Annotated in this window: 4 protein-coding genes; all 4 read left to right on the top strand. The window is 42.3% G+C overall.

Annotation, left to right across the window (positions count from 1 at the left end):
* Positions 1-185, top strand: a 185-nt coding sequence (locus tag BR82_RS17935) for a transposase domain-containing protein (RefSeq protein ID WP_027089859.1), incomplete at its 5' end; no start/stop codon positions are given.
* Between the two features lie 161 nt (positions 186-346).
* Positions 347-1,078, top strand: coding sequence for a CD1107 family mobile element protein (locus BR82_RS16360; protein WP_205618745.1), 732 nt, complete (start codon positions 347-349; stop codon positions 1,076-1,078).
* Complete coding sequence (locus tag BR82_RS0108600) at positions 1,079-3,151, top strand: DNA topoisomerase 3 (RefSeq protein ID WP_027089858.1); 2,073 nt, start codon at positions 1,079-1,081, stop codon at positions 3,149-3,151.
* 68 nt (positions 3,152-3,219) lie between these two features.
* Positions 3,220-9,549 carry a SpaA isopeptide-forming pilin-related protein gene (locus BR82_RS0108595; protein WP_027089857.1) on the top strand — a complete coding sequence of 2,110 codons (6,330 nt, stop codon included), beginning with the start codon at positions 3,220-3,222 and terminating at the stop codon, positions 9,547-9,549.
* The last annotated feature ends 12 nt before the right edge of the window (positions 9,550-9,561 follow it).

Here is a 9,561-nt window from a genome sequence, read left to right as displayed (position 1 = left end):
AAGCAAGTTCATGGATATACAGTCTAGTTGAATCAGCAAAACTAAACGGTCTGAAACCATATGATTATATCAAATATCTGCTAAGTACACTGCCTGGAAAAGACATGAGAGATCGAGCGATTCTTGAAGGGGTAATGCCCTGGTCAGAATTGCCATCAAAACTATATGAGACCAAAAAATCATAGGAATATGATCTTTTGGCGCTTAAATAATAAAACCATAAGTTATTATTATAAAAAAGTACTTATGGTTCTTTCTTTTATGTGTAAGCTATTTGACGCTTACTTATGAATGGGCAAAGAAGCAGGCAGAGAAACAGAAAACTTCCAGTGACAGCAATGGTGCAATGGCAACTACGACAAGTGCAGATGCAACTGGGACTGAGAAAACAACGACTTCACCACTTCCACAGGATGCACAGGCTTCTGAGCCGACAGATGCAAAAGGAACCGTGGATGATCGGACAGTGACAGGTATCGAGGAACAGCTTAATAAAGAAGGTGAGACAGCAGATTCTGTTACAAAAACAGCTACGGAAGGCACAAAAGAGTTTTATACCATTTCAACTAAGAGTGGTAAGATTTTCTATCTGATTATTGATAATTCAAAATCTCAGGATAATGTGTATTTCCTTACCGAAGTCAGTGAGAAAGATCTGATGAACTTCACGCTTTCTGATTCCGTGACACTTCCGGAAGTAGATACGGTTTATGCAGAACCAGAGAAAAAAGCAGAGGAAGAAAAGCTGGAAACGACAGAGACAGCTGAGAAAGATAAGGTAGAGGATGACATTCAGATGCCAGAAGATAAAAGCCCATTTGGAACGTATCTTCTGATTGCACTGGTAGCAGTCGGAGCTGCGGCAGGAGGATATTACTTCAAAGTCTATAAACCGAAGCATGAATATGATGACGAGGATGAGATGGAAGAGGATGAAGATGAATCCGAAGATTCAGAGTCAGAAAAACGGGAAGTAGACGATGCAGATGAGCAGGAAGAAAGTACAGAACCGGAAATCCTGAGAGATGAAGATTTTGACGATAATGTGCTGGAAGATGAAGAAGAGGAGCAGGAGTAAATGAAATTAGTGATTGCAGAAAAGCCATCGGTTGCGATGGCACTGGCTTCCGTGCTTGGAGCCAGAACAAGAAAAGATGGCTACGTGGAGGGAAACGGTTATATCGTTTCCTGGTGCGTAGGACATCTGGTTGGATTATGCGATGCATCGGAATACGATGAAAAATATAAAAAATGGAAATATGAAGATCTGCCGATTGTGCCGGAATGTTGGAAACACAAGATTTTGGAGGGTACAAAGAAGCAGTTTGGAATCTTAAAGAAACTGATGAGAGATTCCAAAGTAGATGAGGTGATCTGTGCTACTGATGCAGGACGTGAAGGAGAGTTGATCTTTCGTTTGGTGTATGAGCAGGCAGGATGCAAAAAGCCGATGAAGCGGCTTTGGATCTCTTCCATGGAAGAACAGGCAATTAAAGATGGATTTGCGTCATTAAAAGACGGTTCGTGTTATGACAGTCTCTATCAGTCAGCACTTTGCAGGGCAAAGGCAGACTGGCTGGTGGGAATCAATGCGAGCCGTCTTTTTTCCGTTCTGTATAACCAGAATCTGAAAGTTGGAAGAGTACAGACACCAACACTTGCTATGATTGTGGATCGAAATCAGAAGATCAAGGAATTTACCAAAGAGAAATATTATATGGCTCATATCAAGTTTGACGATATGGATGCGGTCACAGAGCATTTTCAGAAAAAAGAAGATGCAGATAGAGTGGCTGCGGACTGTATGGAGCGTATGTGCGAAGTGGAGAAGGATGATGTGAAAGAGAAAACAGTCCGCCCTCCGAAGCTTTATGATCTGACCACTCTGCAGAGGGAAGCAAACAGAATGTTTGGTTATACCGCACAGCAGACATTGGATGCCGTGCAGGAGATGTATGAGCAGAAGCTGGTCACTTATCCGAGAACAGACAGCCAGTATCTGACAGATGAGATGGAAGAAAGCACAGAAACTCTGATTCAGATGTTACTTGGGAAAATGCCCTATGCCGAAGGGCTGGAATATCAGCCGGACGTGAGTAAGGTATTAAATTCAAAGAAAGTATCTGATCACCATGCAATTATCCCGACCGTGGAAGTAGCAAAGGCAGATATAGGTAAACTGAAAGAACGAAACTGCAAGATTTTGTATCTGATCAGTGCCAGGGTACTGACAGCAACCGCAGGTCCTTATATTTATGAAAGCCATAAATGCCAGATTACCTGTAATTATCATACGTTTTATCTCTCAGCAAAGAAAACAAAGCAGGAAGGATTCAAGTCAATCGAAAATAAATTGAAACAGTTCTTTGGCGTAAAGAGTGAAAAAGAAGAGCCGGAGCTGGATATCTGGGATGGCAAGCATTACGGTCCTTGTGATTCTTTTGTATCGGAGCATTTTACACAGCCACCGAAACAGTACACAGAAGATACCCTGCTTTCTGCTATGGAACGTGCAGGGAATGAAGAACTGACCGAAGATACAGAAAAGAAAGGACTTGGCACACCGGCAACAAGGGCAGCAATCATTGAAAAACTGATTCAGTCTGGTTTTGTGAAAAGGGAAAAGAAAAATCTTGTGCCGACAGATGATGGCAATGTACTGATTACGGTTCTGCCGGATGAGATTAAATCTCCGAAGATGACAGCAGAGTGGGAAATGGCATTGAATCACATTGCCCAGAATACAGAGACAGCAGATGAATTCCTAAATGGGATTACAGAGCTGATGCAGGAACTGGTTGCCAGATATCAGGGGATTTCAGAAGAAAAGAAAGAGCAGTTTCAGGGAAAAGCAAAAGGAGAAGTCATTGGCAAATGTCCCCGCTGTGGAGCTGATGTCAGGGAAGGAAAAGTAAACTTTTACTGTTCTGACCGGAACTGTGCTTTTGCCTTATGGAAGAATGATAAATTCCTTGCAAGCCAGGGGAAAAAGATGGATAAGGCGGCAGCAAAGAAGTTCCTGTCTAAAGGAAAAATCCATTATAAGGATCTGGTATCAAGAAAAACAGGGAGACAGTACGAAGCAACTGTGGAGATGGTTGATCCCGGAGAGGGAAATGTACAGTTCAATCTGATTTTTCCACAACGATAAGTAGTGTATTGCAGGCAGTCTAAGGACTGTCTGTTTTAATACAAATATATGAAAGAGAGGACCTTAGCATGAAGAAAAAAGGTAATTTTAGAAAAGTAGTATCTGGCTTGCTGGCAGGCATGACAATGCTTAGTACAGTGCTATCTCCGATGACGGCATATGCAGCGGAGATCCAGCCAGAGGAGAAACCTCCACTTTATGAGGAAGTGAAAGACCTTCTGGATGAAGATGAGGTGGTGACTGCCAAAGATTATGAAATCGAAACAGGCAGTGTATTTAATGTGAAATCAGATTATACCGGACTGGAAATCAAGGATGATAACAAGGTTAAAGTCACATTTGAGGAAGCAAAGAATGATAAGAATGAGGATTTTACGACAGATCATGCGGACACTTACAAAGCGGTCTATTATGTGGAACCGGTAAATCAGGAGCATCCGAAGTACCAGATCAGCCGAAAGCTGATTGTGCGTGAGAAAGAAACAGAAGTGCAGACAGAAACTGAAGGGAGTGAAGCAGTAACCGAATCAGAAACAGCTGGCAGTGAACAGCAGACAGAGGAAACGGAGAATTCAGAAGCAGACTCGGAATTGCTTCCAACAGAGGAAGTGACGGAAAGCGAGATAGAAGAATTTGATTCTCAGGCAAGCGAACTATTACCGGATATGGAAGAAGATACTGAAAATACAACGGATTCGGAAACAGGTCTTACAGTATCGGATGCAATGGAGCAGGCGGAAGAGGAAGGAATTGATTTATACGCCATGGAAGCTGGTGAAACAGTCACTTTTATGGCAAAGACAAGTGCAAGAAGTGTACAGAAAGTATCTGTTACAAGAGGAACTCTGTATCGTTATGCGGATTATGGTTATGGTTCTTATCTTACCTATCAGTATACGGTTCAGTTTGGAAATGTATCTGCGACTGCTTACTGTGTACAGCCATCAAAACCGGGACCAGGAACAGGTAATTACACGATTAGTAAAGTCGGAGATGGAAAAACATTAGCTAAGGTATGTTATTACGGAACCAAGGCAGCAGGAGATGAAGGATTCTTTACAGAAGAGAATGGTTATGGAAATCTTAGTGCTGGAGCAAAATTCATTCTTGTTCATCTGGCGGCTTCTTATGCTAATGGAAGTGGCGACGCTTTTTCCGGAGCGAATAGTACAGCCAAGAATTTAGCAATGAAATTGTATAATTATTGTGTTTCACAGCCAGAAATACCGGATGTAGCAATGTCATTTTCTGATGGAGATGTAAAAGCTTATGTGGATGGCAATTCACAGAGAACCAAAGATATTACATTCAAAGCAGATAAGCTACAGACAATTACGATGAAGCTTCCGTCTGGTGTGAAACTTCATAATCTAAGCACAGGCACAACAAGTAAAGCTGGTGCAAGTGTAGAAATTTGCGGAGGAACAAAGTTTTATCTTTCTGCACCACTGACACAGGTGAGTGACGTGGCACAGAGCTGGTCTTCTACAATGAAGGGAAGTATTACAAAAGATTACTCTGCTTATAAAATCACCACCGGATCTGACACGCAGGATCTTGCGTTGGTATTTGGTGAAGGTGTGACAGATGAAAAATATATTGATTTCAAAGTGTCTTGGATTGAACAGGCTACGATCGAAATCGTAAAGAAAGACGATACAGCGGATGTCAATCTTGCAGGTGCAGTATTCGGTGTATACAGCGATGAGGCATGTACAAAGCTGATCACTCAGATGCCGGCAACAGATAAGAATGGAAAATCCTCTGTTACGATCATCAAGACACAGGATACCGTTTATCTGAAAGAGATCACAGCGCCACAGGGATATGTAGTAAATGCAACGGCAACAAATGTGAAACTGGTAGCAAGTAAGACCTCGGCTGTGACCGTGGAAAACAAGGAGCAGCTGGCAGAGCTTACCATTTACAAAGAAGGTCAGGTTCTTATCGGTGCAGAAGTCAGTGAGAGTGGAACCGTATTCCAGTATGAGAACCGCAGACAGAAAAATGCAGTATATAACGTGTATGCCGGAGCGGATATCGTAACTGCTTATGGCACAAAAGTGTACAGCAAAGGTGACTTGGTAAAAGAAAATCTGACAACAGGTGAGAATGGTTCTGTCACACTGAAAAACCTGCATCTTGGAACCTATGTGGTAAAAGAAGCAAAAGCACCGGACAATTTCTATAACGGCAGCGAAGAAAAGCCAGTGACTCTGACCTATGCCGGACAGAATAAAGAAGTTGTATTTGCAGATGTGACTTTTAACAACGAGAGACAGAAAGCAGATGTTTCCGTAGTAAAACAGGATAAAGACATCAAGAAACCACTGAATGGCGGTATTTTTGCTCTGTATGCATCCGATGATATTAGAAATGCAGACGGAACCGTTGTTGTGAAAAAAGGAACACTGATTGAGAAAGCAACTACTGGAGCAGATGGGAATGCAAAATTCACAGCGGATCTTCCGATTGGATATTCCTATTTTGTAAAAGAAGATCAGGCACCGGAAGGCTATGTAAGAAATACAGAAGATGTGTATACGTTCAAGTTTTCTTACACCAATGATAAAGAAGCAACCGTATCATTTGCCCATACCTTCAGCAATGACCGTGTGACAGCAAAGATCAATTTATTCAAAGTTGATAAAGAAACAGGAAAAGCAGTACCGCAGGGAGATGCCACACTGAAAGGTGCAGTTTATGGTCTGTATGCCCGTGAAGATATCGTGCATCCGGACGGAGCAACTGGAACTATTTATAAAGCAGGAGAACAGGTAGCTTCTCTTACAACAGATGACAAAGGACAGGCTTCTGTAAATGGCTTGTATCTTGGCAAATATTATATCAAAGAGATTACACCTCCGACCGGATACCTGGCAGATACAGAAGAGCATGATCTTACGTGCAGTTATGAAGGAGATATGACATCAGAAGTAAAAAGAGAGTGCACTTCCAGTGAGCAGGTCATCAAGCAGCCATTCCAGATCATTAAAGCAGCCAACAATGGAAAGACCGATGCAGATCTGTTATCCGGAGCTGGATTTACAGTTTATCTGAAATCTTCCCTTACAAAGAAAGCAGATGGAAGTTATGATTTTGATTCTGCAAAACCAGTAGTGAGTGGAGAAAATGGAGCAACTGAGATTTTCACAGATGAAAAAGGGTATGCCTGCAGTATTCCATTACCATTTGGAAGCTATATCGTGCGTGAGACAACAACACCGCACAACTACAAGCCAGTCGATGATTTTGAAGTGAATATCACAGAGCATCATCCAAATGAGCCACAGATCTGGCGAGTGCTTCTGGATGAAGAGTTTAAGGCAAAACTGAAAATCGTGAAAAAAGACGATGAAACAAAGAAATCCGTCCTGATTGCAGGAACAGAATTTAAAGTGTACGACTTGGACAACAAGAAGTATGTGGAACAGGTAACAACTTACCCTGTGACAACCACTCACAAGTCCTATTTTACGGACAGCCAGGGATATCTGATCATGCCGAAGAACCTGAAGATCGGACATTACCGGATTGAGGAAGTCAACGCACCGGAAGGGTACACAATTAACAAGAACTATGTAGAGATTGCGGTGGATGCAAACACAGCATACCAGATGGATTCTGAAAGCGGAGATGCCATTATTACGGTAGATTACGAGAACCATCCGGTAAAAGGAAAGCTGACGATTTATAAAAAAGGTGAGTTGCTGACCGGATTTAAGAAAGATTTTGTTTATGAAGAAAGATACCTGAAGGGTGCAGAATTTAATGTCTATGCAGCTGAAAATATCTTTACGCCGGATTATCAGAAAGATGAAAACGGAAACAGACAGCTGATCTATGCAAAAGATGCACTGGTAACAGCGGTAACGACCGGAGAAGACGGAAAAGCAGTTGCAGAGAATCTGCCGCTTGGTTCTTACTATGTGGTAGAAAAGACTGCACCGGAAGGATTCGTTCTGAACCATGACAGATCTGATGTCACATTTGTCTATGCAGATCAGGATACACCTGTGATTGAACAGGAAGTGACTGTTGGCGATGACCGACAGAAAGTTGCAATCCAGGTAGAAAAACAGGATGCAGAAAATGGTGCAACCGTAGCAGGCGCTGTCTTTGGTATCTATAACAAAGAAGATATCAAGGCAGATGGAAAAGTAATCGTGAAAGCAGAGACACTTTTACAGGAAATGACTTCTGATAATGATGGTCTTGCAGTATGTACGCTGGATCTGCCACTTGGACAGTATTATGTGAAAGAGTTAAAAGCACCGGCTGGATTTGTATCCTCTGATGAAGTTCTGAATCTGAATGCTTCTTACCAGGGACAGGATGTGAAGGCAGTAAAACTGAAAACTGTGAAAAAGAACCAGCCAACAACAGTTGAAATCACAAAATCTGATGTAACAACAGGTGTGGAACTGGATGGGGCAAAACTCACCGTTCTTGATAAAGAAGGAAATGTTGTGGATCAGTGGATTTCTGTAAAAGATCAGCCACATGTGATCAAACGACTGACAGTTGGAGAGGAATACACCCTTCGTGAGGAAATGGCACCTTATGGTTATCTGAAAGCAACGGATGTGAAGTTCACGCTGGAAGATACCGCAGAGATTCAGAAAGTAGAGATGAAAGATGAAGTACCGACAGGACTTCTGATCATCAATAAAAATGGAGAGTTTTTGGATAAAGTGACACTTCTGGACCATGTAAAAGGTACTGTGGAGCATCTCTTTGAATATGTAACTGGAAGTCTTACAGATGTAACTTTCGATGTATTTGCTGCGGAAGATATCAAAGCGGCAGATGGTGTCAGTGAAGATTATTTCAAAGCAGATGAAAAAGTGGGAACCATTACCACAGATTCCAATGGTATTGCACAGATGGGAGATCTTCCGGCTGGAAAATACTATGTGAAGGAAGTAAAAACAGCCCATGGTTATGTGCTGGACAAAGAGCCGAGATATGTTGACCTTTCCTACCGTGATCAGGACACACCAGTCATCACTTATGATGAGAAATGGCAGAATGCCCGTCAGAAAGTAAAGGTTACGGTTCTGAAGAAAGAAAAAGATACAGAACGTGTCCTTGCAGGTGGTGTCTTCGGTCTTTATACCAGTGAAGATATCAAAAATGCAAAGGGCGAGGTACTTCTTGAGAAAGACAGTCTGATCGAGCAGCGAGTAACGGATGAAAAAGGACAGATTACTTTTACGGCAGATCTTCCGGTAGACGGAAAATACTATGTGAAAGAGGTCTTTGCGCCGGACGGATTTGTTACAACAGATGAAGTACAGGAATTTACCTTTGAATATGCCGGAGAAGACCAGGCAGAAGTAAGCTACGACTTTACTTTTGAGAATCAGCCAACCACAGTGGAGCTGACCAAAACAGACCTGACAACAGGTGAAGAACTTCCAGGTGCACACCTGAAAGTGACGGATTCAGATGGCAACACCGTAGATGAATGGACTTCTACGGAAGAAATCCATGTGATCAAAGAACTGGTGGTTGGTAAGGAATACACCATGACAGAGACAAAACCGGCAGATGGATATGTCACTGCAGAAAGTATTACCTTTACAGTAGAAAATACAGCAGAGATTCAGAAAGTAGAGATGAAAGATGATGTGACAAAAGTTGAGATCAGTAAGACGGATATCACAGGAGAAACTGAGATTCCGGGTGCAAAACTGACGATTCTCGATAAGGATGATCAGGTAGTAGAGAGCTGGACTTCCACAGAGGAAACACACTATATCGAAAAACTGCCAATCGGTAAATATACCTTACGTGAAGAGCAGGCGCCGAAAGGATATCTTCTGACATCGGATGTTACTTTTGAAGTAACGGATACTGGAGAAGTCCAGAAAGTGGCTATGAAAGATGATACTGCCAAGGGAAAAGTGATTCTCAATAAGACAGATAAATCGTCAGGAGAACCACTGAAAGGGGTAGAATTTGAACTCCGTGACAGCAAAGGAAAGGTTCTGGAAACCTTAAAGACAGACGCTGCCGGTCATGCAGAAAGTAAGCTGTATGAGATTGCCACATTTAAGAACGGCAAATATGATACAGCAATCAAGTATTATCTGGTGGAAACAAAAACACTGGATGGATACACACTGGATCAGACCAAGCATGAAGTGACATTTGCTTATGCGAATGACAGTACACCAGTCGTGGAAGTTACTTTCAATCTGACAAATGAGAAACCGGAAGTTCCAGAAACACCGAACACACCGGATACACCACAGTCCCATGAAGAGACAAAGGTATCAAATGCACCGAAAACAGGTGACAGCACGAATATCTGGCTGCCGATCCTGCTTCTGGTAATCTCCACAGGAGGTATGGCAGGACTTTATATCTGCAGAAAAAGGAAAAGCAAATAAGGAAACCAGAGG

Origin of the sequence: Thomasclavelia saccharogumia DSM 17460, assembly GCF_000686665.1 — a bacterium.
In the GTDB taxonomy this organism is placed as follows: domain Bacteria; phylum Bacillota_I; class Bacilli_A; order Erysipelotrichales; family Coprobacillaceae; genus Thomasclavelia; species Thomasclavelia saccharogumia.
The sequence above is the reverse complement of the archived record's forward strand: the minus strand, read 5'-3'. Positions and strand labels throughout refer to the sequence as shown.